We start from the raw sequence: 23,395 nt of genomic DNA on the forward strand, positions 1-23,395 counted from the left end.
GGGCCTCAGAATTCATAGCGCGAAGTCAGTGAAATGCCGTTGGAGAGATAGCTGAAACTGGTGATATTGGATTGCAGTTTCTCGCGCGATACCGCAAGCATCAGCGACAGCGAATTGGTCGGAGAATAGGTCAGGCTCAGGCTGGCCTTCTCGTAATCATCGCGGCGGCCGGAAGGCGTAATACCTGTGATGATGGAAGCGCCGTTGTAGTTGCGACGCTCGTAGTCGATCAGGCCATCCACCCGCAGTTTTGCCGTGGGCAGATAGACGGCTGCCACACTGACACCGGTCGTGAGCGCAAAGTTTGCGTCGACGTCATTGACGCCCCCGATTTCACGCCACAAGTTACCCTTGAAGGCCGTCTTGGCTGTCGGCGCCCAGTCGGCGATCAGGCGGGCATTGAAACCACGGTAGCCGTTGCCGCTGGCGGCGGAGTTACGCTCGCGCTGGGTCAATCCCCCCAGGAACTGCAGCTTGGTCTTGCCGCTGTAGAGCCAGACCACCTTGGCCTTGTAATCTTCCTGGGTAAAAGAGTTGTTGAGCGAACCTGCGCCGACGACCGTATCGAAGGGATAGCGCCCGTTGGTCCGGCGCAGCTGCACACCCGCAATACTGCCGCTACGTGCCGTATAGTCCAGCCCGACCTCGGCCAGGTTCTGCGTGAAGTTGTTGGGTCGTTGTGAAGTCAGATCATAGGACAGCCCAAATTGCGAGGCCTGGACCCGTACGGTCCAGTCCGGATGCAATTGCCATGCAGCGTTGGCATATTTGGTGTCCATGGTTCGGATATTCGTTTCCAGCACACGCAGGTTTTGAAACGGCGTCAGCGATCGGGAATAAACATAGCCCACGTTGCCGGAGAAACGCTCTCCCAAAACCCAGGCCCAATCTGCCTTCAAATCCCGCGCGTCATTGTCAAACTGACTGAAATAATCAAAGGTATTCTTGGTGACACTCGCATCCAGCATGACGTGCTGACGGCTGATCATCCGGTCCAAACGGATGCCACCCACCCTGCTCTGCACGTTGTCCGACAATTTCGATGATCCAAGCGCCGCTTGTGCCGCCTCCGGGCTGCTTAAGCGCAACAGGTTATCGTCATGCAAATAGGTGTACTGCACATACGGAACAACCACCTGACCGGGGTCTGCCGCGTAGGCAAAAGGGCAGGTCACGGACACCAGCAGCGCACAAACTTGCACCCGGGTCTTGCGCTTGCTGCTATTGCGAAACTGCCGTGGCATCACGAATCAGCGCCCTTTCTTTTTTTAGTTTTACTTTTAAAACAATGGCAATATTTTGCGTCCGAATTGCTGCATCGCAACACGAAAAAATTTAGAGTCAATCATGCATCATTTTTGATATTTAGGCAAAAATTTGTGCTGAAGATTGCCCTCCAGAAAACAATGCGGTAAGGATACGCACCCCTAGAATCGGGACAATCAGACAATGACGGATGCCTTTGTAGGACAAACGGGATATTTCAATTTTGATAACCGTTGCGCGAAAAACCATAAACTATTTATATCGCGACGCAACAAAAACTGAACGTTTATCTCCTATCAAGCGTCCCAGCGCTTTCGCAGCCCCCTTCTAGCGGATAAGATCCTCACCGCACTGTCTTGCAAACCTCCTTGTCTTCCATGAATCTCTCCTGGCATACCATTACCTTCTTCGGCGACAGCGCCATTACCATCCCGGCCGCCTGCATCCTTGCACTCTGGCTGGGCCTGAACAGGATGTGGCGTCCGATGCTGGCGTGGCTGGTCTGTTTTGGCACAGCAATGTTCATCGTCGTCGTCAGCAAGCTGTTGTTCATGGGATGGGACATCTCCCCTCCCATGCTCAACTTCACTGGCTTCAGCGGCCATAGCGCTTCTTCCAGTGCACTCTATCTGTCCATTGCGCTGGTGCTGACACAAGGTTGCAGCCGCCCTCGCCGCTCGCTGGTGCTCGCATTGACAGCACTGGCGGTGACTGCGATCGGCGTCTCACGCCTGATGATCAAGGTGCACTCCGAATCCGAGGTGTTGCTGGGCCTGCTGCTGGGCGCCGGCGCGGCCTGGGCGTTCAGCCTGTCGCTGCATCGCTCGCCCCCACCCTGGCGCCATCTCTTGCTGCCACTGGGCCTGGCAGCTGCGCTGCTGATGACCGGCTTCGACAAACCGGCACCCACACAGAGCTTCCTGCAGGAACTGGCCAAGAATCTGTCGGGGCGCCCGGAGGTCTATTTCCGTCACGAGCCGTTGTAAGCCTGCACTGCCGGCGCCCTGCCCTTCACCATGAAAAATGCCGTTCAGCAATCCGCTGAACGGCATGTCTTGCGCATCACGTCTATCTGCTAGGTGACTGCGGCCCTCAGGCAGCCAGTGCCGCCGGCATCGGGACATTCCTGCGACGCAGCGCTGCCACGCCAATGACGATCGCCAGGCCGGACAGCATCATCAGATATTGCTCGGGCTCCGGGACCGGAGCCACGGCTGCCAGGTTGCCGGTGAAGGACTGCAGGTGCAGTTCGCCATTCTGGGTCAGGCTGTTGACGAAGACACCGCCCTCGATGTTCTGGTTATTGGTCAGGCTGGCATGCGTGGCCAGGATGGAGCCGCCAAACTGGTTGTTGATGGTGAGGCTGCTGGCGTTATAGAAGTTCCAGACGATGGACTTGCCCAGCGACTGTGCTTGCCCGCCCAGGAAGTTGGCACCGATCACTGCCGAACTCACGCTCGAATTGATGATGATGGTGCTGGCGCCATTGGCGGCGAAAGAGAATTCGCCGGCCGAGAACACCGAGGCGCTGGTCGTGTTATCCAGGTTGAAGACGGCCACACCCTTGGCATTGGCAACGGCATTGAAGGTCGCCTTGTTGCCGCTGAGCGAAACCGTGCTGTTGGCGACTGCGCTCTTGAGGGTGTTGGACAGCGCACCAAGCGTGCTACCGAAATTGGTGGAGCCCGCTGCATCGAAGTTGGTCTGCATCAGCGAGGATGGCGCGGACAGATGGCCGCCATTGAAATTGGTGCTGGTGCTGCCACCAACCACATAGGCCGGGCCGTTCAGATTGCTATTGGAGACGGAGCCGCCGATGTAGCTGGAGCCGGTGTTGACCGTGGAATTGACCAGCGAGCCGCCGATAGCCGAGCCCAGACCGTTGACGTGCACATTGGTCGCGGTACCCATGACCGTCAGGCCGGCATAGCTGGAGGCCGGAGTGTCGCCGACATGCTGCACGTAATCGCCGCCGGTGAGCGAGCCGCCGATCCAGGCACGACCATCGACGTGCGAATTGGACGTCGCGCTGCCGAGCACGACCAAGTTGAATTGCTGGAGCGCCTCGGCGCCAGTAAGTGAGGTCGTGGCCGCCTGGGCGGCTTCGGACAGACCGAGCGACAGCAATGGCGCGATGGCAAACGTGGCCAGGACCGACTTGGAACGGACAAGCATGAAACCCCCGATTCAATGAAGTGACGCCCGGTGAGATCTCCCAACTGGCGCAGGCAAGAATTGATCGCGGCAAACACCGCGTAAATTCACACAAATAGTTGTAAATTTTTTATCAATTCTAAGGGCTTAGTTGTCACTTGATCAAGTAGGAAGATGAAGTATCGCGTCCTTGTGAAAATTTTGCCACATTAACAATAATCAAGTTTCCCACCGTATGGAAGCGGAGTGGTCAACGCAAGGTTCTGGACATGTAGCGAGCGCCAACTCCATAGCTGGAGATTGCATCGGCCGCTTGCAGATGGGCTTGATCATCGCTCTCGAATCCGGCATTGCGCCAGTAGTCTCCCGAATCATGAACGGCCACCAATGTGGCGCGCTGCAGACCAATGGCGCGACCAAGCTGGCAGATTTCCTCCACCAACGCGCGCCCCAGCCCCGAACCGCGGGCTTGCGGCAACAAGGCGACGTCATGCAGATGCAGGCAGTCCGCCCGCTCTTCGAGCTCCAGCAGCAAGCGGTTCAAGGCGGGAGGTTGACCATGGCGGGTCGGATGCATGAAGGCATAACCGATGACTTCCTCGGTACCGGCTGGCGTCATGTGGGCGGCGATGCGGCAGCCTTGCGGAAACAAGGCCAGTCGTTCGGCAAAGACTTCGCGGGCCTCATAGTAACCGGCGTGAACCAGCGCTGCGATCTCCATCACATGCGACAAGTCGTCCACCTTCATCGCACGCCATTGGTAATGGGTCATGATTGATCTCCCTTGCCATCGGCATCCTCGCGATGGCGAGCCTGAAAGGAAACGCGCCGCACGGCGGTCGATAAGGACCAGCGTGCGGCGCGTCGAATTGCAATGTCAGTCGGAACGGGGATAAGGCTATTGCCGGGGGCAGGACGCCCCGATACGAATAGCGTCGCCCATTAGCCCATCAGGCTGCCGCACCCGGCTTGAGCGTCTCCAGAACCGCCTGCAGCTCGGCACGCAGGCTGTCGATGGCGGCCTCGTCCAGACTGATGGCGGGCGGTTGCGGCTCTTCCGGTTGTTCGACCTCATGGGTACCATCGAGCTTGTTGCGGGCGCCACTGATGGTGAAGCCCTGCTCGTAGAGCAGTTCACGGATACGACGGATCAGCAGCACTTCATGATGCTGGTAATAACGACGGTTGCCACGTCGCTTCACCGGCTTCAACTGGGTAAATTCCTGCTCCCAATAGCGCAACACATGCGGCTTGACGCCACACAGCTCGCTGACCTCACCTATCGTGAAATAACGCTTGGCCGGGATGGGCGGCAGCACGATGGCCGCCGGCTTGTTGACACGATCGTTCATAGATTAGACGGACATTTCAACGGTGCTACCGCTGGAGAGTTCCACCATTTCCTTCAATTTCTGGCTGGCATGGAAGGTCACGACGCGGCGCGCCGTGATCGGGATTTCCTCGCCTGTCTTGGGATTGCGGCCAGGCCGTTGCGGCTTGTCGCGCAGCTGGAAATTACCGAAGCCGGAAAGCTTGACGGCCTCACCACGCTCAAGCGCGTTGCGGATCTCGTCGAAGAAGGTTTCCACCATGTCCTTGGCTTCGCGCTTGTTCAGACCAACCTGCTCGAACAAAAGTTCGGCCAGCTCGGCCTTGGTCAGCGTCGGCAGGTTCTTGTCGGCCTGCGAGCGTGCCTGCGATTCCATCACGGCACGATGCAGGTCGGCGTCCAGCACGGATTGAAATTCGTTCGAATTCACGTTGTTCATGGCGATGAATGACTGGGCCTCAACCGATTCCGGTCTGTAATTATTTTCGCTCTCGGACATCACGTCAGGCACGCAACCTGGCGCCAAGCCTGCTGCCCGCAGCGGCCACCAGCGCACTCACGGCAAGGTCGACCTTGTCATCCTGAAGGGTGTTTTGAGTATCTTGCAAGGTGCAGCGGAACGCAAGACTTTTTTCGTCGCTTTCCAGACCCTTGCCTTGATATTCATCAAATAAAACAAGGGCTTGCAAGATGGCGCATGCGGGGTTGGCCTCTTTCTCGGCAGCGAAAACATCGAGCAATTGCTGGGCGCCAATCGACTGCTTGACCACCAGTGCGATATCACGGCTGACGGCCGGGAATTTGGAAATCTCGGTGTAGACCGGCAGGACCCGCTGCTGCAGAGCATCGGCATCGACTTCGAAGACCACCGGTGCCAACGGCAGCTCGTACTTCTGCTGCCACTTCGGATGCAGTTCGCCGATCACGCCGATGACCTGCTCGCCCAGCAGCACGTGGGCAGTACGGCCGGGGTGCAGCGCTGGGTGTTCTGCTTTCACGAAACGCAAGGTGCGCGGTGCGAACAAGGCTTCCAGATCGGCCTTGACGTCGAAGTAATCGACGTTGCGGCTGGGCTGGCCCCATTGTTCCTCAGCCACCGGGCCGTAGGCCAGGGCAGCCACGCGCTTGGGCTGCTCGAAACCGGCCACTGACAGCGGGCCATCGGCGATATCGGCATTCTTGCGGAAGATCGCACCGGCTTCGAAGACGCGGATGCGCGACGCCTTGCGGTTGACGTTGTAGCGTGCGTTGGCCACCAGCCCGGCGATCAGCGAAGAGCGCATGACGCTCATCTGGCTGGCAATGGGGTTGAGCAGCTTGATCGGATCGGCGTTGCCGCCGAAGTCGGCTTCCCAGGCGCTATCGACGAAGCTGAAATTGACCACTTCCTGGTAGTCCTGGTCCGCCAGCAGACGCCGGATGGCGAACAGCGAGCGGGTGTTCTCGGGCGCGATGCGCATGGCATTGGCGGCCACCGGCGGCAGCGCCGGGATGTTCTCGAAGCCGTAGACGCGCGCGACTTCCTCGATCAGGTCTTCCTCGATCTCGATGTCGAAGCGATAGGACGGCGGCGTGACCGAGAACAGGCCAGGCTGATAGTCGAAGGACAGGCCCAGGCGCTTGAAGATGTCCGAGACCATCTCATCGGTGATCTCCACGCCGATCACCTTGGCTGCACGCGCAGTGCGCAGCGTGACCGGCTCACGCTTGGGCAGGTTGACGATCTGGTCGTCGATGGGGCCGACGCGGGTGTCACTGGTGCCGCAGATTTCCAGCAGCAGCGCAGTAATGCGTTCGATGTGATCGACCACGGTGGCGAAGTCGACACCACGTTCGAAGCGATGCGCCGCATCGGTGGAGAAGTTGTAGCGACGTGCCCGGCCCTGGATCGCCTGCGGGAACCAGAAGGCGGCTTCCAGGTAGATGTTGCTGGTCTCCAGCGAGACTGCAGTGGCGTCGCCGCCCATGATACCGGCCAGGGATTCGATTTCCTTGTCGTCGGAGATCACACCCACCCACTCATCGACTTCCACGGTATTGCCGTTGAGGAGCTTGAGCGATTCGCCCTTGCGCCCCCAGCGCACATCCAGGCCGCCATGGATCTTGTCCAGGTCGAACACGTGCGAGGGACGACCCAGCTCCAGCATCACGTAGTTGGAGATATCCACCAGTGCAGAAATCGAGCGCTGACCACTGCGCTCCAGGCGCTGCTTCATCCATTGCGGCGTGGCTGCCTTGGCATTGAGGCCACGGATGACGCGGCCGGCGAAACGGCCGCACAACTCAGGCGCGGAAATGCGCACGGGCAGTTTCTCGTCGAGATTGACCGCCGCCGCCTGATATACCGGCGCCTTCAGGGGCGTCCCGGTCAGGGCCGACACTTCACGCGCCACGCCCAGCACCGACAGGCAGTCCGCCTTGTTGGGGGTGAGCTTGATGGTGAACTTCAGATCGTTCAATTGCAGGTAGTCGCGGAAATTCTGACCCACCGGTGCATCGTCCGGCAGTTCCAGCAGGCCGCCGTGATCTTCCGACAGTTTCAGTTCGCGCGCGGAGCACAGCATGCCCTGCGATTCCACGCCGCGCAGCTTGCCGACCTTGATTTCGAAGGGCTTGCCATCGGCGCCCGGGGGCAGCACCGCGCCTACCATCGCGCAAGGCACCTTCAGGCCGGCACGCACGTTGGGCGCGCCGCAGACGATGTTGAGGATGGTGCCGGTGTGCACGTTGACGCGGCATACGTTCAGGCGATCCGCATCCGGGTGCTTGGTCACTTCCAGCACTTCACCCACCACCACATTGGTGAAGGGGGGCGCGACCGGTTCGACTTCCTCGACTTCCAGGCCGGACATGGTCAGCAGATGCGACAGTTCATCCGAGGTCATGGTCGGATTGACCATGGTACGCAGCCAGTTTTCAGAGAATTGCATGATTCAGACTTTCAGCTATCAGCCAGAGGCGCGTCGCGACATGGCGCGGCGCCCTTCTTGATCGGATTAATTGAATTGCTTCAGGAAGCGCAGGTCGCCTTCGTAGAACAGGCGCAGGTCATTGATGCCATAGCGCAGCATGGTCAGGCGCTCAAGGCCGGAGCCGAACGCGAAACCGATGTACTGCTCGGGGTCCAGCCCCATGTTGCGCACCACGGTGGGATGCACCTGGCCGGCACCGGAGACTTCCAGCCAGCGCCCCTTGAGGGGGCCGCTGCCGAAGGCGATGTCGATCTCGGCCGAGGGTTCGGTAAAAGGGAAATAGGAAGGACGGAAGCGCACCTGCAGGTCGTCGGTCTCGAAGAAGGCCTTGACGAAGTTGAGGTAGACGCCCTTCAAGTCGGCGAAGCTGATGTCCTCGGCGATCCACAGGCCTTCGACCTGGTGGAACATCGGCGAGTGCGTGGCATCGCTGTCCACGCGGTAGGTGCGGCCCGGCGCGATCACCTTGATCGGCGGCTTGTTCATGCGGGCGTAGCGCACCTGCATCGGGCTGGTGTGGGTACGCAGCAGCAGGGGCTTGCCCTGGGTGTCGTGACCTTCGATGTAGAAGGTGTCCTGCATCGAGCGCGCCGGGTGATTTTCGGGGCTGTTCAATGCGGTGAAATTGGTCCAGTCGGTCTCGATCTCGGGACCGTCGGCGACATCGAAGCCGATGGAACGGAAGATTTCCTCGACGCGCTGCCAGGAGCGCATCACCGGATGGATACCACCCACGCCGCGACCACGACCAGGCAGGGTGACGTCGATGGCTTCCGCATTCAGGCGCGCCTGCATCTGGGCATTGGCCAGAGCATCGCGGCGTGCGGTCAGTGCGTTTTCGATCTGTTCCTTGGCGACGTTGATGATCGCCCCTTGTACCTTGCGCTCTTCCGGCGCCAGCTTGCCCAGCCCCTTCATCTGCTCGGTGATCTGGCCGGTCTTGCCGAGGTACTTGGCCTTGGCGTTTTCCAGTGCGGCGGCGTCCGGCGCGGCGGCGAAATCAGCCTGCGCCTGCGTGACCAGTTGGCCCAGGAGTTGGTCTAGGGGATTCATGCGGTAAGTCTCGCTCCAATCGAAAATCCGACGACGAAGTCGAAAAGGAAAAAAATCCACGAAACCGTGGATCAAAAACATACGGGGCATCGGTGTGACACCTCTGCCCCGCAGGATTTTGCAGCGCCGGCTGCTCGTCTGACTTGCGTCGTGGATGTTGCGGCCGGCTACCGCACATGCGCTGTCGATTTAGGCGGCAGCGATGTTGGCCTTCACCTGGTTGACGATGGCAGCAAATGCAGCCTTGTCGGTGACAGCCATATCGGCCAGGACCTTACGATCCAGTTCGATCGCAGCCTTCTTCAGGCCGTTCATGAACACGCTGTAGGTCACGCCGTGCGAACGCGCAGCGGCGTTGATACGGGCGATCCACAGTGCGCGGAACACGCGCTTCTTGTTACGACGGTCACGGTACGCGTACTGACCAGCGCGCATGACTGCTTGCTTGGCGATACGGTAGACGTTTTTGCGACGGCCGCGGTAACCCTTGGCGAGTGCGAGGACTTTCTTGTGGCGGGCACGTGCTGTTACCCCACGTTTGACTCTAGGCATAGTAGCTCCTTAGTGTATGGTGAGGTTAAGCGAACGGCAGCATTGCGCGAACGGAATTCAGGTTCGTCTCATGGACGCCCTCGGTACCGCGCAGTTGACGCTTGTTCTTGGTGGTCTTCTTGGTCAGGATGTGACGCTTGAAGGCTTGACCGCGCTTGACGGTACCGCCCGGGCGCACGCGAAAACGTTTCTTCGCGCTGCTCTTCGATTTCATCTTAGGCATAGCAACTCTGTCCTTCCGGACAGCTCCATTTTTTGATGATTGCAGGTGGCAGCAAATACTCGCTGCTCTTTGATGCCTGCTCTCACTTATTTGACAGCGGGTAATCCCGCTGCTTTTGCCCGGCGCAGTCGCCTGCGCCTTGCAAATCCTTTGTCGGCCTTACGCTGCCGCGGCTTTCGCGGCATGGACGACACCGGAGAGATGTCGTCCTGATACGGCTAACTGCTTGAGACTGAACAACAGAAAAAGATTTACTTCTTTTTCTTCGGCGCCAGCACCATGATCATCTGGCGGCCTTCCATCTTGGGAAACTGCTCGACCTGGCCGTAAGGTTCCAGGTCTGCCTTCAGACGCTCCAGCACACGCATGCCGATTTCCTGGTGAGCCATTTCACGGCCGCGGAAACGCAGGGTGATCTTGGTCTTGTCACCGTCTTCCAGGAACTTGGTGAGGTTGCGCAGCTTGATGTTGTAATCGCCATCATCGGTACCCGGGCGGAACTTGACTTCCTTGACCTGGATGACCTTCTGCTTGAGCTTGGCCTCGTGCGCCTTCTTCTGCTCCTGGTACTTGAACTTGCCGTAGTCCATCAGGCGGCAGACGGGAGGTTGCGCGGTCGGCGCAATCTCGACCAGATCGACTTCAGCCTCCTCGGAAAGACGTAAGGCTTCAGCCAGGCTGACGATGCCCAGAGGCTCGTTTTCGACACCCGAAAGGCGTACTTCCGGCGCAGTGATCTCGCGGTTGAGGCGATGCGACTTGTCAGTAGCTATTGCAGTTTCCTTTTAAAATCCAATAAATTAAGCCGTGCTCTTGCGCTGGGAGGAAGCCCTAGGCTTCCCCGACTCAGGCTTTGGCGGCAACCTCATCCTTGAGGCGCTCCACCAAGGTGTCGATGGACATCACGCCCAGATCGACATTGCCCCGCGCACGCACGGCCACAGTGTTTGCATCCCGTTCCTTATCGCCGACAACCAAGATATAGGGCGGCTTCTGAATAGAATGCTGCCGTATTTTATAGGTAATCTTTTCGTTGCGCAAATCGGTCTCGACCCTAAACCCTTGTTTTTTCAGCGTTTGTGCAACGTTTTGCACATAATCCGCTTGCGCGTCGGAAATATTCAGGATGACAACTTGTGTTGGCGCCAGCCACAAAGGCATCGCGCCGGCGTGGTTTTCGATCAGGATGGCGATGAAACGCTCCAGCGAACCGACGATGGCCCGGTGCAACATCACTGGCACCTTGCGGTTGTTGTCTTCAGTGACATACTCGGCCCCCAGACGGGCCGGCATGGAGAAGTCCACCTGCATGGTGCCGCATTGCCAGGAGCGACCGATGGAGTCCTTCAGGTGGTATTCGATCTTGGGACCATAGAAAGCACCCTCACCCGGCAGCTCTTCCCACTCCGAACCGGAGGCTCGGATGGCTTCGCGCAGGGCGTTCTCGGCCTTGTCCCAGACTTCCTCGGCACCGATGCGCTTTTCCGGGCGCAGGGCAAGCTTCACCGCCACTTCCTTGAAACCGAAGCAATCGTAGACTTCGCGCACCACGCGGTTGAAGGCAGCCACTTCCTCCTGGATCTGGTCTTCGGTACAGAAAATGTGACCATCGTCCTGGGTGAAGCCGCGCACGCGCATCATCCCGTGCAGCGCGCCCGAGGGCTCATTGCGATGGCACTGACCGAATTCGCCGTAGCGCAGCGGCAGGTCGCGATAGCTGTGCAGACCGGAGTTGAAGATCTGGATGTGGCCCGGGCAGTTCATCGGCTTGAGCGCGTAGGCGCGGTTTTCCGACTCGGTCGTGAACATGTTTTCACGATAGTTTTCCCAGTGACCAGTCTTTTCCCACAGCGAGCGGTCCAGGATCTGCGGCGCCTTCACTTCCTGGTAACCGTTGTCCTGATAGACGCGACGCATGTATTGCTCGACCTGCTGCCAGATGGTCCAGCCCTTGGGATGCCAGAAGATCAGGCCCGGCGCCTCATCCTGGAAGTGGAACAGGTCCAGCGCACGGCCCAGCTTGCGGTGATCGCGCTTTTCCGCCTCTTCCAGCATGTGCAGGTAGGCCTCCTGGTCTTCCTTCTTGGCCCAGGCGGTGCCATAGACCCGCTGCAGCATCTCGTTGTTGGAGTCCCCGCGCCAGTAGGCACCGGCCAGCTTCATCAGCTTGAATACCTTGAGCTTGCCGGTGGAAGGCACGTGCGGGCCGCGGCACAGATCGGTAAAGCTACCTTCGGTGTAGAGCGAGACATCCTCGTTCTGCGGAATGGAAGCGATGATCTCGGCCTTGTAGGCTTCGCCGATGGACTTGAAGTAGGCCACCGCTTCGTCGCGGGGCAGCACCTTGCGGGTCACCGGCTCATCCTTCTTGGCCAGCTCCGCCATCTTCTTTTCGATGGCCTGCAGGTCTTCCGGAGTGAAGGGACGCTTGTACGAGAAGTCGTAGTAGAAGCCGTTGTCGATGACCGGGCCGATGGTGACCTGGGCGTCCGGGAACAACTCCTTGACCGCGTAAGCCAGCAAGTGGGCGGTGGAGTGACGGATCACCTCCAGGCCATCGGGATCCTTGTCGGTGATGATGGCCAGCTCGGCATCCTTGTCGATCAGGTAGGAAGTATCGACCAGCTTGCCGTCGACGCGGCCAGCCAGGGCCGCCTTGGCCAGACCGGTGCCGATGTTGGCAGCAACCTGCGCTACCGTGACCGGGTTGTCGAACTGGCGTTGCGAACCATCGGGAAGACGAACTGAAACCATTGTGCACTCCATGTCGGCAGCGTGACTGCCTTGCCTATTGAGGGTAAAAGAGGGTCGCCAAGGAAAATGGCGAAAAGACGGACAAAAAAAAACGCGGACCAGCCGCGCTTTTTCAAAGGACGAAAAAGAACCCGACTAGCGTCGCGTGAAAACCTCGGTGGTAGTTCGCGGTGTCATAACCGGATTGCCTTTCTCACTCTTACAGATTGGGATGAATCGATATTCGGGAGGCTACCACTGACAGGTGACCTCGACCGTAGATGGCTATTATAGCAAATTCCCTCGACCATCGACACAACTTACCCTTGCCACAGCGTACGCAGAGGGGCGCCACCGTGCTAGCATCCAAGTCCATAGAGGGAGGCCAGCATCATGTCGGACCAGAAAAATCACACCGAGCACCAGACCGTGATCAACAACCGGGAATACACCCTGCAGAGTCGCACCGTGGAACTGGAGAACGGCGAGCGCCATGAGGAGTACCGCGTACTACTTGACGGAGATGTCATCAAATCCTGGACGCGCGGCGATGTGGCCCGCTACTTCGGCCTGGCCTGAATCCCGCCCCTCCATCCTCCGCACCAAAAAACAAAAACGGCATCCGCAGATGCCGTTTTTTGCTCACCGACCACCTACCAGCCTCAGGCCTTGGCCAGGCTGGCGCGTCGCGCCAGGATCTTCTCGATCTTGTCCTTCAGCGTCGCCGCATTGAAGGGCTTGACGATATAACCATCGGCTCCCGACTGAGCGGCCTCGACAATGTTTTCCTTCTTGGCTTCGGCCGTGATCATCAGCACCGGCAGATGCGCCATGGATGGCGTGGCGCGAATCTTCTTGAGCAGCGTCAGGCCGTCCATGCCGGGCATGTTCCAGTCGGTCAACACGAACGTGATCGGCATGGCACCTGCTTCCAGGATTTTCAGGGCGGACGTACCGTCGTCAGCCTCCGCCATCTTGGTGTATTCAAGCTCCTTCAGCAGGCCGCTGACAATACGACGCATCGTCGAAAAGTCATCAACCACGAGGAAATACTGATCATCTGCTGCCATAGGAAAATTCGTTCATCCGTAGAGAATATGAGTTTGAGGAGCAAACTCACAAAAAATTCGACGCAAGTGTAAAGCATTTTTAGATGCTTTCGCGAAACATATGTCACGCAAACACGTAAAAACACCCTCTTCCGCCCTGCTATGCCCAAACAGCGTAACAGCCATACCCCAAGTCTCCCGCAATACGGGAAAGAAAGATGGAAACAATGGGAGATGTCAATGCAGGGCCACAAAACAAAAAAGGAAGCCGCCGATGCGCTTCCTTTTGCGTTTTTATCTTCACCAACTCACCCGTTCGATACTGCAACAGAAGAATTGGTAGGCACGATTGGACTCGAACCAACGACCCCTACCATGTCAAGGTAGTGCTCTAACCAGCTGAGCTACGCGCCTATCGAAGAATTACCGATGAGAAAACAAAAAAGGAAGCCAAGAATGCGCCTCCTTTTCAGTTGGCTTCGCCCCAACCCAACATCCCCAAAAGGGAAGAAAGATTGGTAGGCACGATTGGACTCGAACCAACGACCCCTACCATGTCAAGGTAGTGCTCTAACCAGCTGAGCTACGCGCCTAACGAAGAAGCGAGAGTATAGGAGGCTTTTCAAAATTTGCCAAGAGGTAAATGATGAAAAATTAAAATAATTTCCATACCTCCTGCCACCCCCTACCCCGCAATCCTTCCCTGCTCGCCCTCCCCTATTGTCGCTTGGCCTCGATCACACCCTTCACATCGCGGATCACCGTCAGGGCTTTCTGCAATTGTTCGGTCGAACCGATCTCGGCGGTAAAGGCCATGCGTGCATGCCCCTTCACGCTTTGCGTGCTCACCCCGATCACATTGATCTTGTCACGCAGGAAGATATCGGAGATATCGCGCAGCAGACCCTGACGATCACTGGCCAGCACGAAGATATCGACCGGATAGACCGTATCCCGCGCCGGTGCACCCCAGGTGGTCTGGATCACCCGCTCGGGCGCATGCGAGGCCATCTCGGCGAAATTCTTGCAGTTCACCCGATGGATCGACACTCCCTTGCCGCGCGTGACGAAGCCGGCAATCACATCCGGCGGCGCTGGCTTGCAGCAGCGCGCCAGTTGCGTCAGCAAACCATCGGTGCCGACCACCAGCACGCCGGACTTGGCACCCTGCACGATGCTGGAAGCGCGACTCTTGCGGGTAATCAGCGCCTCGTCATCTATCTCGGGCTTCTTGTCCTGGCCTTCATGCAAAGCCTGCTCGACATGACGCAGGCTGAACTCTTCCTTGGCCAACGACAGGCACAGGTCGTCCACCTTGGCAAAGCCCAGCTTCTGCGCCAGCTCTTCCAGGTTGACAGCCGTCTTGCCCTCGCGCTGCAGGGTCTTTTCCAGCAGGCCGCGACCGACCGACAGGGTCTCCTGCTGCTCGATGGCATTGAACCAGGCGCGGATCTTGGACCGGGTGCGTGAGCTGGCGGCATAACCGGGGCTCAGCCAGTCGCGCGACGGCCCGACACCGGCACCACTCTTGGCCGTGATGATCTCCACCGTCTGACCATTCTTGAGCACCGTATTCAACGGCACCATGACCCCATCTACGCGGGCGCCGCGGCAGCGATGGCCGACATCGCTGTGCAGGTGATAGGCGAAGTCGATCGGCGTGGCGCCGCTGGGCAACTCGATCACCCGCGCCTGCGGCGTGAGCACGTAGATGCGCTCATCCAGCGTGGCCGACTTGAGCTTTTGCACCCAGTCACGGCGAACCTCTTCCTGATCCACGACGGCGTCGGTGACTTCATTTTTCCAGGCCAGAAGCTGACGCAACCAGGCAATCTTCTCGTCGTATTTCTGTGCCGAGAAATTGGAGCCGCCGCTTTCCTTGTAACGCCAGTGGGCCGCCACCCCGTACTCGGCGAAGTGATGCATCTCGTGCGTGCGGATCTGCACTTCCAGGGCGCGACCGTCCTCGGCCAATACCACCGTGTGCAGGGACTGGTAGCCGTTCTGCTTGGGACGGGAGATGTAGTCGTCGAACTCTTCGGGAATCGGAGTCCAGATATCGTGCACGATGCCCAGCACCGCGTAGCAGGTCTTGACGTCGTCGACGATGACCCGGAAGGCGCGCACATCGTAGAGCTCGGAAAAGTCGATCGACTTGCCGCGCATCTTGTTCCAGATGCTATAGATGTGCTTGGGCCGGCCACTGACCTCGGCCCGGATATCCTGGGCCGCCATTTCCGAGCGCAGGCGCGCAATGGCACTGGCCACGAAGGCTTCGCGCTCCAGGCGCTTTTCTTCCAGCATCTTGGCGATGCGCTTGTAGGTCTGCGGCTCCAGGAAGCGGAACGACAGATCCTCCAGCTCCCACTTCAGCTGCCAGATGCCCAGGCGGTTGGCCAGCGGCGCATAGAGGTCGAAGGTCTGTCGCGCATACTGGGCACTGGCCTCGTTCTCCTGCTTGGTTTCGGCAAAGTAGCGCAAGGTCGCCACGCGGGAGGCCAGGCGCACCAGCACCGCCCGCATGTCGGTGGCCATGGCCAGGAGCATCTTGCGCAGTGTTTCCACCTGGGCAGCCGCCTGCTGGGCGGCGTTCTTGCCGCGCAGGACCTCCTGGTTCTGCGGCTGGAAGCTGAGGCTATGGAAGCGCATCAACTGGCGCACATTACCCACCAGCTCGGCGATCTCCTTGCCGAAGCGCTCTTCCAGCTTTTCTTCCAGCTCGGGGTGCAGCATCTGCGCCTCGAAGGCCAGGCCGGCGATACGCGTAGCCGCATCGACATTGAGCGCCGTCAGCACGGTGGCCACGGAAACCGCGAATTGCAAGGCGTTCTGCCCGGACAGGATCTGCCTGTCGGCATACAACGGTTCGAGCTCGGCCAGTGCCTGCTCGACCCGCGTCACATCCTCGGGGGCGAGACCGGCGGTGATCGCCGCCAGGCCTTCGCCCTGTGTACTTGCTACCGAAACCATAAACGATTACTTCTGTGCGGCGACGATGATGATTTCCACCAGCAGTTCAGGACGGGCCAGCTTGGCTTCGACGGTGGCGCGCGGCGGCGCGTTGCCGGGGGCGACCCATTCGTCCCAGACCGAATTCATGCCAGCAAAATCCTTCACATCGGACAGGAAAATCTGGCACGACAGGATCTTGGTCTTGTCGCTGCCGGCCTCGGCCAGCAGGCGGTCGATATGACCCAGTACTTCACGAGTCTGGCCTTCGATGTTCTGGGTGGCGTCTTCGGCGATCTGGCCGGCCAGGTAGACGGTGCCGTTGTGGATGGCCACTTCGGAGAGGCGCTTGCCGACGTGCAGGCGTTGAATGGGCATGGGATTTTCCTTATAGGTAAGCCGGCTCAGCAGGAGCCGGCATATGAAAAAATCTACCGGGTCGAATGCTCAACCCAGCAGGAACTGACGCGCCACCTCGATTTGCGGGGCATGCATGAAGGTCGGCGCATGACCGACCTCGGGGAATTCCACCAGCCTGGCCTGGGGGCCACGACGGGTCATCTCCTGCGCCACTTCGGGCAGCAGCAGATCGGACTGGGCGCCGCGCACCAGCAGCGTCGGGCAAGTGATGGCGTCATAGGCAGCCCACAGCATCTGCTCGGCGGCACTGGCCGCTTCCGGCGTGGTCAGCTTGAACGGCACCGCCAGCGCCAGATCGTAATGGCGCACCCACTTGCCGTCCTCATTCTGGCGCAGTACATCCCTGGCCAGCTTGTGCCACTCCTCATCACTATGATGGCCGAAGCTGGCCGAGATGGTACGAATGTACTGCGCAGCTTCCTCGAAACTGTCGAAACGCACATCCTGGCCGATGTAATCGCCGATGCGCGCCAGCGCCGCGCCATTGATGGAGGGGCCGATATCGTTGAGCACCAGGCGCCGGATCGGATTACCCGGCAGCGACGCCAGTGCCATGCCGATCAGTCCGCCCATCGAAGTGCCGAACCAGTCCACGATCTCGGCATCGGCCCGCGCCAGCAGGGTGACCATGTCGCTGACGTATTGCGGCACCGTATAGAACTGCGGATTGGCCAGGCGCCCGGAGCGCCCGCGACCGACCACATCGGGGCAGATCACGCGATAGGTATCGCAGAGCTCACGGGCCATGCGGTCGAAATCGTCTGAGACCCGGGTCACCCCGTGCACGCACACCAGCACATTGGGATTGCGGGCATCGCCCCATTCCTTGTAGGCCATGGTATGCAGCCCGGCGGGCGAAATGCATTGCACTGTCTTGACTACGGCTTCAGTCATGATGACGGCTTTCTGGTGAAAGAAGTCGTCATTCTACTATCCCGAACCGGTTTATCACCCGGAAATGGACTGCCCCATGGACTTAAAACGCTCTGCATGGCAGGACCAAACCGGAGCGTGCGCCGCGCTGCAAGGATGATCAGGATCATCCTGCCTTTTCCCCAGCAAAAAACAGATGAAGCTGCGCAAGTCGCTGCTATAATGCGTCCCTTTTCCGGCGACCCTCGCCGGCATCCTCATGCCTGAGTGGTGAAATTGGTAGACACAGCGGACTTAAAATCCGCCGCCTACCCGGAAGGGAGCGTGCCGGTTCGACCCCGGCCTCAGGCACCAGAAGAATGCGATGACAGCACGTCGTGCCGGTTCTTCGCTTCCATCTTCAGTTATCGATTTCCTGCTACGAATTTTTCCTGGTGTGGCATGCCCCGTGATCGGCATGGCCGGACGAGCTTGTATTGCCCTCGTCTCTGGTCACCGGTCAGCGCTTGAGCAACTCCAGCGCATCCTCGGCCACGCTGCGCAGATTGGTGATGGTGGCGTTGAGGTCGGCCAGCTCAGCCGCGGTGGGCGGCTGATCCATGCCATTCTTGACCAGCGAAGCCTTGATGATCGTGGCAGCCATCTGCCACGCAGCCTTATTGTGTGCATCCACCAGTTCCCTCTGGATGCGCGCCAATTCCGCTTTCTGATTTTTATCCATTATCCTTGACGAGGCCGTATGCGAATTTGCCCAGCTCGCTGCGCAGATTCATGATCGTCCCGATGGAAGACCACTCCCGAACGCCACTTTCTTGACTCACCTAACGATACTTTCAGTCAGGCAATTTCACAAGTGATTTTACCTTCACGCAAGGGACTTGCGAATCTCTTCACATCTGTTCTCACTCGATGATAAGCCTTCTGTTACCGATCTTTACCATCTGCCCAAACCCTGCGTCAGGCGAATCCTTTACAATTCAGCCACCATTTTTTGTCGCCGGAGATTAGCTGCATGTCGCGCCCGTGTGTTTATGTCCCGCTCACCCTGGTCCTCGCCCTTGGACTGACCGCCTGCTCCACCGGCAAGACCGCCTTCTACCACCAGGAAGAATTCAGCGATACCAGCGCCTTCTCGCGCAGCTTCCCCGGTAGCGAAAAGGCCGTCTGCGAGGCCGCGCGCCGTGCGTTGCTGGGCCAGGGCTATGTCATCAGCCGCTCCACCGACAACACCATGGATGGCAACAAGAGCTTCCAGCCTGCCAGCGACAAGCACATGGAAATCGCTTTTCACGTCGTCTGCGCCTCCAATGGCAACGGCAAGAGTTCGACCATGTTTGCCAGCGCTACCCAGGATGGCTACGGCATCAAGAAGAGCAACAGTTCAGCCAGCCTCGGGGTCAGCGTGCTGGGCTCGGTGTCGATGCCCTTCGCTGCCAGCGACGACTCCATGGTGCGCGTCTCCAGCGAGACCATCCGCTCGCCCGATTTCTACGATCGCTTCTTCGGCGCGGCAGAGCGCTATCTGCTGGTGGACGTCGACGACGAAGCCGCCCCGGCCAAGAAGTAAGCCGGGCTCAATCGAGAGGCCTACCACTCCTGCGCAATGTTCACATCGCGGATACGACAATGGCGGCCTCGGCCGCCATTTTTTTCGCCGGCACACCTGGCATCACCAGGCACCGCCCGCCCCCGACATCAACGATGCCAGTAGCCCGGAGGCGGCGGCGGCCGGTGCCAGTGACGATGATGGTGCCCACGGTAATACCCCGGCGCCACATAGACCGGCGGCGGACCGTAGTAGACCGGAGCCGGTCGGACATAGACCGGCGGCGGCGGTGCGTACACCGGTGCAGGCTGCACGTAGACCGGCTGCGGAGCCACGTAGGCGCCCGGCACGCCGATGTTCACGCCGATCGAGACATGCCCGGCCATGGCCGGAGCGGCCGACAGGCCGGCTACGGCAGCGAAGACGGCCAGGCCGGCCATCAGGGGAATCGACTTTTTCACGATAGCTCCTCGTTGTTCTGGATTACGTAGCGTGAATATAGCCCGCCAATCCTGACAACTCTAGGCCAAAGCCGTAAGGGTTGTAAGCAAATGCTTCACAATCGTTAAGCAAAATGTGAACGGATATTTGAATCCGCCCCCCCCTGCGCGAGCCGCCTGCGCGCCCGGCCGACCTCATTGAGCCCGCTCGCAGCCCACGTTCAGGCCGCGCTCATGCCGCGTTCAGGCTATGCCGCGCAGCCTCCGCAGCCCGCACCTCCGCCAGCTTGGCCACGGTGGTAGCGCATGCCTGTGCCGCTTCCTTGCCCTTGACCAGGAAATGCTCGTGGAAGTACTGATGGTGCTCGCTATGGGAATGGAAGTGATGCGGGGTCAAGACGGCCGAAAAGACCGGCACTTCGGTATCAAGCTGCACCTGCATCAGCGCCGAAATGACCGACTGTGCCACGAAGTCGTGACGGTAGATGCCGCCATCGACCACCAGGCCGCTGGCGACGATGCCGGCATACTTGCCGGTTTTGGCCAAGACCTTGGCATGCAGGGGAATTTCGAAGGCGCCAGGCAGTTCGAAGAAATCGATGCTGCTGCTCGGCCAGCCGAGTGCGGCCATTTCCGCGGTGAAGGCGATACGGCACTGGTCGACGATATCCTTGTGCCAGCAAGCCTGGATGAAGGCGATACGTTGACCGTGGTGGGAAGACACTGCAGAAAGATGCGATTGCGACATGGTTCAGGACTCCTGTTCGATGATTAAACAGGGCGTTGGAATGCGCGGCCGCAGGCAGACTGCTCGCGCAGGGCTGCCATGCCGGACACTCCGTTCTCTTTCATCCGGACTATGACCGTCGGCCCCGGGATCACACCGGGTCTGCTGACCCCGACCTGCCGCGATGGCAGGCCGGGCGCTCGCGGGCTACAGACGAGGTCGGGTGACCTCGTCTGATTACCGCCGGTGGGGAGTTTCGCCCCGCCCCGAGAACTTGTTGCTGCGCAGCGGGCAGGGAGCCCGCCACAGCAGCAGCCGCGACTTTAGCACGCATGGAAAATTGCTGCAGGCCATCGACGCGATAGCTGAACCGTCAGGCGCCCTGCCCCACCATGTCGAGCATGCCACGGGCGATTTCGCGTTCCCCCATGATGACGCGCTGGGCACCATGTTTTTCCAGGTGCTCGATCTCGGCATCCGAATGGGCCCGCGCCACGACCTGCAGCCCGGCGTTCAGCTCCAGCGCGTTCTCGATCACCTGGCCGGCCTCGAACACCTCGGGAATGGCCACCAGCAACCAGCGTGCGCGGTCCACGGCGGCCGCCTTCAACAGTTCGCTCTGGGCGGCATTGCCATACAGGGCCGGCACACCGGCACTGCGCAGGGCATCCAGGTTTTCCCGTTGCGCCTCGATGACCACAAAGGGCCGACCCTGGGCACGCAGTTGCTCGCCGATGCCGCGCCCCACCCGGCCATAGCCGACCAGCACCACATGATCCTGCAGGTCGACGGTCGGTGGCACATTGTCGGCGTCTGGCTCCTTGGGCTGGCGTGCCTCGTAGCGATCCAGCAGCGAGAACAGCAGCGGATTGAGCAGGATGGAGAGGATGGCGCCGCCCAGGATCAGGTCGCGTGCCATCGGCGAGAGCAGGTCCAGCGACAGTCCCAGCGTTGCCAGGATGAAGGAAAATTCACCGATCTGCGCCAGGCTAGCCGAGATCGTCAGGGCGGTCGAATTCGGGTGTCCGAAGACCCGCACGATCATCAATGCCGCCAGCGACTTGCCGATCACGATGATGAGCACTGTCGCCAGTACCAGCAAGGGCTCGCGCACCAGGATGGAAGGATCGAACAGCATACCGACCGAAACGAAGAACAGCACCGAGAAGGCGTCACGCAGCGGCAGGGATTCCTCGGCGGCGCGATGGCTCAACTCGGATTCGGACAGGATCATGCCCGCGAAGAAAGCCCCCAGCGCGAAGGAAACACCGAACACATAGGCCGAACCCAATGCGAAGCCCAGCGCAATGGCCAGCACTGCCAGCCGAAACAGTTCGCGCGAACCGGTATCGGCAATGCGCTCCAGGATCCAGGGAATGACGCGACGACCGACGATGAGCATCACCGCCACGAAGGCTACCACCTTGCCCAGGGTGATCCCCAGCGTCAGCAGCACCGCGTTGCCGCTCAGGGCCTCGCCCTTGCCGCCGAGGATGCCCGACAGCGCCGGGATCAGCACCAGCGCCAGCACCATGGCAATGTCTTCGACGATCAGCCAACCGACTGCGATACGCCCACGCTGGGTCTCCACCAGGCGCCGCTCCTGCAGGGCCTTGAGCAGCACCACGGTACTGGCCACCGACAAGGCCAGGCCGAACAGGAAACCTTCACCCACCGGCCATCCCAGCACCCACCCCATGCCCATGCCCAGCAAGGTCGCAATGGCGATCTGCGCGACCGCCCCGGGGATGGCGATGTTCTTGACCGACAGCAGGTCCTTGAGCGAGAAGTGCAGCCCCACTCCGAACATCAGCAGGATCACCCCGATCTCGGCCAGCTCCTGGGCCAGGTCGGCATCGCCCACGAAACCGGGAGTAAAGGGGCCGATGGCGATACCGGCGACCAGATAACCGATCAGCGGCGGCATTTTCAGACGATGGGCCAGGGTGCCGAAGATAAAGGCCAGCACCAGGCCTGCGACAATGGTGGCAATCAGGGGGGTGTGATGGGGCATCAGTCAGGGTTCCTTTCTGTGTGGATGAAATTGATGGAGATGACTGCAGATAAAGCACGAAGGACACCGACGACCACGCAAAGACTAACATGGCCGTCGGCCGACCACGGCGGCGAACTGCGGCGCTTGGCGCGACGCCACTGGTCCGCCGCCTGCGGTCACTGCGCCGTGGCGATCAGCGGGCTGCCTGCAGGGCGGCGATGCGCGACTCCAGCGGCGGATGGCTGGAAAACAGCCCCAGCCAGGCCTCACGCCCCGAAATGCCGGACGCCTGCAGGTTCTGCGGCAGACCGTCGGATTGCAGGCCACCCAGGCGACGCAGGGCATTGATCATCGGCGCGCGGGAACCCATGAGCGTGGCGGCACCGGCATCGGCGCGATACTCGCGCTGACGCGAGAAGTACATGACGATGACGCTGGCCAGGATGCCGAACACGATCTCGCAGACGAAGACGGTCACCATGTAGGCGATGCCAGGGCCGGAATTTTCTTCGTTGTTGCGACGCAGGAAGGAGTCGACGAAGTAGCCGACAATGCGGGCGAAAAACATCACGAAGGTATTGACCACGCCCTGGATCAGGGTCAGCGTCACCATGTCGCCATTGGCGATGTGCGCCACTTCATGGGCCAGCACGGCTTCCACTTCTTCCTTGGTCATGCCCTGCAGCAGGCCGGTAGACACCGCCACCAGCGAATTGCTCTTGCTGGCACCCGTGGCGAAGGCATTGGGCGGGCCGTCATAGACCGCCACTTCGGGCATCGGCAACTGGGCGCGGGCGGCCAGGGTCTGGACGGTCTGCAGCAGCCACAGTTCGGTGGAATTCTGCGGTTGCTCGATCACGCGCGCACCGGTCGACCACTTGGCGATGGTCTTGGACATGAACAGCGAAATGAAGGAGCCACCAAACCCCATCAGGCCGCAGAACACCAGCAGCATGCCGAAGTTGAGGCCATTGGCGGTGAGGTAGCGATTCACCCCGAGCAGACTGGCTGTGACGCTCAGGACCAGCATCACGGCCAGGTTGGTAACGAGGAAGAGAACAATGCGTTTCATGGTTTTTCCTGTAGAACGAAATGAAAGCGTCCGGCACGGG

General features: G+C 59.9%; 23 protein-coding genes, 3 tRNA genes and 1 riboswitch. Of the genes, 4 read left to right on the top strand and 22 right to left on the bottom strand.

All coding sequences use genetic code 11. From position 1 onward, the window contains the following. Positions 1-5 precede the first annotated feature (5 nt). On the bottom strand, positions 6-1,244 hold the full coding sequence (gene epsL / locus ACEOAC_RS15350) for an XrtB/PEP-CTERM-associated polysaccharide biosynthesis outer membrane protein EpsL (RefSeq protein ID WP_413443360.1): 1,239 nt from the start codon (positions 1,242-1,244) through the stop codon (positions 6-8). Positions 1,245-1,643: 399 nt separating this feature from the next. On the opposite strand from epsL, the gene ACEOAC_RS15355 reads away from it, so the two are divergent. Continuing rightward, positions 1,644-2,252: a phosphatase PAP2 family protein gene (locus ACEOAC_RS15355; protein ID WP_413443359.1), complete on the top strand. Its 609-nt coding sequence runs from the start codon at positions 1,644-1,646 to the stop codon at positions 2,250-2,252. A gap of 106 nt (positions 2,253-2,358) precedes the next feature. On the opposite strand, the gene ACEOAC_RS15360 is transcribed toward ACEOAC_RS15355, so the two are convergent. From ACEOAC_RS15360 to thrS, 10 genes are all read right to left on the bottom strand, one after another. Then, positions 2,359-3,441 carry a collagen-binding domain-containing protein gene (locus ACEOAC_RS15360; protein ID WP_413443334.1) on the bottom strand — a complete coding sequence of 361 codons (1,083 nt, stop codon included), beginning with the start codon at positions 3,439-3,441 and terminating at the stop codon, positions 2,359-2,361. A gap of 229 nt (positions 3,442-3,670) precedes the next feature. Beyond that, entirely contained in the window at positions 3,671-4,192 is a 522-nt protein-coding gene (locus ACEOAC_RS15365) for a GNAT family N-acetyltransferase (RefSeq protein ID WP_413443333.1), read from the bottom strand. A 178-nt stretch (positions 4,193-4,370) separates the two neighbouring features. Further along, a complete protein-coding gene (locus ACEOAC_RS15370; RefSeq protein ID WP_006712697.1) occupies positions 4,371-4,772 on the bottom strand; it encodes a MerR family transcriptional regulator in 402 nt (133 codons plus the stop codon). A gap of 3 nt (positions 4,773-4,775) precedes the next feature. After that, on the bottom strand, positions 4,776-5,189 hold the full coding sequence (locus tag ACEOAC_RS15375) for an integration host factor subunit alpha (protein ID WP_077237224.1): 414 nt from the start codon (positions 5,187-5,189) through the stop codon (positions 4,776-4,778). Between the two features lie 64 nt (positions 5,190-5,253). After that, entirely contained in the window at positions 5,254-7,680 is a 2,427-nt protein-coding gene (gene pheT, locus ACEOAC_RS15380) for a phenylalanine--tRNA ligase subunit beta (RefSeq protein ID WP_413443332.1), read from the bottom strand. 66 nt (positions 7,681-7,746) lie between these two features. Further along, a complete protein-coding gene (gene pheS, locus ACEOAC_RS15385) occupies positions 7,747-8,775 on the bottom strand; it encodes a phenylalanine--tRNA ligase subunit alpha (RefSeq protein ID WP_006712692.1) in 1,029 nt (342 codons plus the stop codon). A gap of 189 nt (positions 8,776-8,964) precedes the next feature. Next, complete coding sequence (gene rplT, locus ACEOAC_RS15390) at positions 8,965-9,327, bottom strand: 50S ribosomal protein L20 (protein WP_006712690.1); 363 nt, start codon at positions 9,325-9,327, stop codon at positions 8,965-8,967. Positions 9,328-9,352: 25 nt separating this feature from the next. Next, positions 9,353-9,550 carry a 50S ribosomal protein L35 gene (gene rpmI / locus ACEOAC_RS15395; protein ID WP_006712688.1) on the bottom strand — a complete coding sequence of 66 codons (198 nt, stop codon included), beginning with the start codon at positions 9,548-9,550 and terminating at the stop codon, positions 9,353-9,355. A 251-nt stretch (positions 9,551-9,801) separates the two neighbouring features. Then, complete coding sequence (infC, locus tag ACEOAC_RS15400) at positions 9,802-10,323, bottom strand: translation initiation factor IF-3 (RefSeq protein WP_077237003.1); 522 nt, start codon at positions 10,321-10,323, stop codon at positions 9,802-9,804. 73 nt (positions 10,324-10,396) lie between these two features. Beyond that, entirely contained in the window at positions 10,397-12,304 is a 1,908-nt protein-coding gene (gene thrS / locus ACEOAC_RS15405) for a threonine--tRNA ligase (RefSeq protein ID WP_006712685.1), read from the bottom strand. A 372-nt stretch (positions 12,305-12,676) separates the two neighbouring features. Here thrS and ACEOAC_RS15410 point away from each other — a divergent pair, with 372 nt between their 5' ends. Continuing rightward, positions 12,677-12,862, top strand: coding sequence for a hypothetical protein (locus tag ACEOAC_RS15410; RefSeq protein WP_006712683.1), 186 nt, complete (start codon positions 12,677-12,679; stop codon positions 12,860-12,862). Between the two features lie 83 nt (positions 12,863-12,945). On the opposite strand, the gene ACEOAC_RS15415 is transcribed toward ACEOAC_RS15410, so the two are convergent. The 6 genes from ACEOAC_RS15415 to ACEOAC_RS15440 form a co-directional block, all read right to left on the bottom strand. Further along, positions 12,946-13,353: a response regulator gene (locus tag ACEOAC_RS15415; RefSeq protein WP_006712681.1), complete on the bottom strand. Its 408-nt coding sequence runs from the start codon at positions 13,351-13,353 to the stop codon at positions 12,946-12,948. Between the two features lie 316 nt (positions 13,354-13,669). Beyond that, positions 13,670-13,746: transfer RNA gene (locus ACEOAC_RS15420), tRNA-Val, on the bottom strand. A 102-nt stretch (positions 13,747-13,848) separates the two neighbouring features. Beyond that, positions 13,849-13,925 (bottom strand) — tRNA-Val (locus tag ACEOAC_RS15425). Positions 13,926-14,049: 124 nt separating this feature from the next. After that, a complete protein-coding gene (locus tag ACEOAC_RS15430) occupies positions 14,050-16,302 on the bottom strand; it encodes a RelA/SpoT family protein (RefSeq protein WP_006712679.1) in 2,253 nt (750 codons plus the stop codon). A gap of 6 nt (positions 16,303-16,308) precedes the next feature. Beyond that, complete coding sequence (locus tag ACEOAC_RS15435) at positions 16,309-16,659, bottom strand: RidA family protein (RefSeq protein ID WP_006712677.1); 351 nt, start codon at positions 16,657-16,659, stop codon at positions 16,309-16,311. A 69-nt stretch (positions 16,660-16,728) separates the two neighbouring features. Beyond that, a complete protein-coding gene (locus tag ACEOAC_RS15440) occupies positions 16,729-17,595 on the bottom strand; it encodes an alpha/beta fold hydrolase (protein WP_234296350.1) in 867 nt (288 codons plus the stop codon). A gap of 240 nt (positions 17,596-17,835) precedes the next feature. Here ACEOAC_RS15440 and ACEOAC_RS15445 point away from each other — a divergent pair. Next, positions 17,836-17,928: transfer RNA gene (locus tag ACEOAC_RS15445), tRNA-Leu, on the top strand. A 145-nt stretch (positions 17,929-18,073) separates the two neighbouring features. Here the strand turns inward: ACEOAC_RS15445 and ACEOAC_RS15450 are convergent. Beyond that, positions 18,074-18,217 (bottom strand): hypothetical protein, encoded by a 144-nt coding sequence (locus ACEOAC_RS15450; protein WP_233207655.1) that lies wholly within the window; start codon positions 18,215-18,217, stop codon positions 18,074-18,076. 369 nt (positions 18,218-18,586) lie between these two features. Between ACEOAC_RS15450 and ACEOAC_RS15455 the strand changes: the two genes are divergently transcribed. Then, entirely contained in the window at positions 18,587-19,141 is a 555-nt protein-coding gene (locus tag ACEOAC_RS15455) for a DUF2242 domain-containing protein (RefSeq protein ID WP_006712670.1), read from the top strand. Positions 19,142-19,269: 128 nt separating this feature from the next. On the opposite strand, the gene ACEOAC_RS15460 is transcribed toward ACEOAC_RS15455, so the two are convergent. The 4 genes from ACEOAC_RS15460 to htpX all read right to left on the bottom strand — a co-directional run bounded on the left by ACEOAC_RS15460 (position 19,270) and on the right by htpX (position 23,355). Next, positions 19,270-19,581 carry a hypothetical protein gene (locus tag ACEOAC_RS15460; RefSeq protein WP_006465596.1) on the bottom strand — a complete coding sequence of 104 codons (312 nt, stop codon included), beginning with the start codon at positions 19,579-19,581 and terminating at the stop codon, positions 19,270-19,272. A 211-nt stretch (positions 19,582-19,792) separates the two neighbouring features. After that, positions 19,793-20,308 (bottom strand): 6,7-dimethyl-8-ribityllumazine synthase, encoded by a 516-nt coding sequence (locus ACEOAC_RS15465; RefSeq protein WP_006465597.1) that lies wholly within the window; start codon positions 20,306-20,308, stop codon positions 19,793-19,795. Positions 20,309-20,396: 88 nt separating this feature from the next. Then, a riboswitch (FMN riboswitch) is annotated at positions 20,397-20,565 on the bottom strand. A gap of 95 nt (positions 20,566-20,660) precedes the next feature. Further along, on the bottom strand, positions 20,661-22,301 hold the full coding sequence (gene ybaL, locus ACEOAC_RS15470; protein WP_006465598.1) for a YbaL family putative K(+) efflux transporter: 1,641 nt from the start codon (positions 22,299-22,301) through the stop codon (positions 20,661-20,663). A 175-nt stretch (positions 22,302-22,476) separates the two neighbouring features. Further along, positions 22,477-23,355: a protease HtpX gene (gene htpX / locus ACEOAC_RS15475; RefSeq protein WP_102663981.1), complete on the bottom strand. Its 879-nt coding sequence runs from the start codon at positions 23,353-23,355 to the stop codon at positions 22,477-22,479. Positions 23,356-23,395: the final 40 nt, after the last annotated feature.

Source organism: Herbaspirillum frisingense, assembly GCF_047325095.1.
In the GTDB taxonomy this organism is placed as follows: domain Bacteria; phylum Pseudomonadota; class Gammaproteobacteria; order Burkholderiales; family Burkholderiaceae_D; genus Herbaspirillum; species Herbaspirillum frisingense.